Here is a 1748-nt window from a genome sequence, read left to right on the forward strand (position 1 = left end):
CGAAAAAACTTGGAATGATTTCCTTGCAAAGGAGATGCAAAAAGCGCCACCTGAACCAAGTCTTTTCGATTAGGGGGGCTTACTTTTGAAAAAATAAACCTAAAAGTCCTATCTTACGGGGCTTCGGGGAAGATATTTATGCTCTTTTGAGTTTTACCGGACAGCAATAATTCTTAACAAATTTGCGATAAAAGATCTTTCCCGAAGTTGCATCTTGGAATAACATTACACCAAATGTTCTGGAGAAATATGTTGTATCAATTATGACCGTTGCTTCCTTAGGAAAGGAAGGGGTAAAACTCTCTGCTACCAACATCAGTTTCCTGCGTATTGTTCTCTCCGAACATTTATGCATAACTGACAGTTCTTTGACGGTTCGTTTCTCTGTCAGATAGCTTTGCCATAATGTTGTACTGTTAATGCAGCGACCGCCTTGAAATTGCTTCTTGCAATCACCGCAAAAATACATTTGCACCCCCCGACGATGACCGTTCTTTTTAGCATTTGAGCTGCCACAGAATACACATGTTTTTTATTCATAGGTTTTCAAATGGCACAAAAGTAATAAATAAAGGACATCTGAAGCTTTTCAGCCTACCAAATGTCCATTACGCCCGAATATAGCGTTTTTCTCGGAATGCCTAACTATGTCATCATCTTCAGAGCAACTCAATAATAGCACTGACGAAAGACAGCATAACATAAATTTAGTATGTATCATTCCTATTGAAATATCTTAAAGGTGTCAATTCCCTTCATTCCCGAAGTTGTATTAATAAACCAAATCTGTCCGGAGTTCCTTACAAAAGACTCAGGTTGTATTTCTCCATAAAATTTTATATCTAAACGAGCTAGACCTTTGTACTTTTGACATTTTAAATCATAGTCGTTGTAGTCTGCAAATAGGGTTTTGCCATGGCTATATTCCTCTTTGTAGAAATTCATTATTTCTCGAATAGTATACTGTGTAGGTTTAATGCCAATATTCTTAGCATAGGTACTTTCTACGGTTGTAAGCTCCCCATTCACACAATCTCCAATACTTAGCAAAATATAGTACTGGTTAATTTTAGAAAGTTCAGGCTTTAGTAAATATAAAACAGGAATACCTTCTGAATTAATAGGAGTTGGACTTTCTTTTACAACCTTGGTTTTATCTATCTCATTTAAATTGGTGAAATTATGGTACTCTTTTAAATCCGCAGGGTTATGGAACACAAGAGGCTGGTTACCGATTACGGCATACTCAAGGACGGTCGAAGACAAGTTTTTGATTGAAAGAAAGTCTGCTCCGTTTTTTTGATAGTCTCTTTTCAAGGTAAGCTGGCTAAAAACGCTTTTCCCCGAATGTGTACCAACAATACTGTCATAGGCGACCAAGACGTTCTCTCCACCAATCACGCAAGGAGTAGAAAGCCTCTCTGTTTTGACTTCGTTTTGACCATTATTGCCCAATATACTATAATGCACTTCCACTTCTCCGGGTATATCATCTTTTGTGGTTATTGCAATATAATTATGCCGAAGAATAGTTGTTTTGCGTACTCCTTCCTCTAAATCAACCTTTGTACATTGGGAAAACAATAATGTAAGAAAAAGCCAAACATACAATTGTAAAGAGAAGATCTTCTTCATTTTGTTACATCTTTAAATCCTTAATTCCGCAACACTATTATAAATTAAACTTTTTAAGTACCTGAGCAACAAAAGTTGCTCAGGATTTTGCCATGTCAGAATTTTCACTTATC

The 1748-nt window shown here is 36.6% G+C and carries 1 protein-coding gene and 1 pseudogene; both read right to left on the reverse strand.

From position 1 onward, the window contains the following. Positions 1–169: 169 nt before the first annotated feature. A pseudogene (locus tag H515_RS15125) lies at positions 170–469 on the reverse strand (IS256 family transposase, variant Zn-binding type); the annotation flags it as partial. 254 nt (positions 470–723) lie between these two features. Continuing rightward, positions 724–1635, reverse strand: coding sequence for a hypothetical protein (locus H515_RS0110375; RefSeq protein WP_025878226.1), 912 nt, complete (start codon positions 1633–1635; stop codon positions 724–726). Positions 1636–1748 lie beyond the last annotated feature (113 nt).

Source organism: Prevotella corporis DSM 18810 = JCM 8529 (genome assembly GCF_000430525.1).
Classification (GTDB): domain Bacteria; phylum Bacteroidota; class Bacteroidia; order Bacteroidales; family Bacteroidaceae; genus Prevotella; species Prevotella corporis.